A 448-nucleotide genomic window follows, 5' to 3' on the forward strand; every position below is an offset into this window, starting at 1 on the left:
AAAATCAGGTCAATCCCGAGTTGATGCGCACGCTTGCGCGTGTGTTTACATCTATGTGAACCGTGCTTATCCAAGACGAGCAGAATCCGCTTGCCCGGATTCTGCTCGCGGATCTTCTCTAATACCCCGCAAATCTGCTCTTTCTCTTCGTTCTCAGTGAACGTTACCAGACTCTCACCGTTGAGCGCGTAGAATCCGACCGCAGAATCGTGTGTCTTGACTAACTCCCGTTCGATGTGAGGGTCGTCAACGTACCAAACACGCCGCGAGTTATCGTACGGCTGTGGCTTCGATGCATCAAAAAACCCGAGGACGGTACCCCCATCAGTACAAATATCATCCTCAACAATCCACCCTTCTTCGTCTTCTCCCTCACGTTTGTTGTGTGGCTGGTCGTCCTCGTCGAGCGCGTCATCGACGCGCTCTTCGAGGATTTCATCAGGATTCT

General features: G+C 52.0%; 1 protein-coding gene. It reads right to left on the reverse strand.

Annotation, left to right across the window (positions count from 1 at the left end; translation table 11 throughout):
• The coding region (locus EXE52_RS18120) for a transposase (protein WP_343145438.1) at window positions 1-448 on the reverse strand (448 nt) is incomplete at both ends.

Origin of the sequence: Halorubrum sp. CGM4_25_10-8A (assembly GCF_005435025.1) — an archaeon.
GTDB classification, from domain to species: Archaea; Halobacteriota; Halobacteria; order Halobacteriales; family Haloferacaceae; genus Halorubrum; species Halorubrum ezzemoulense.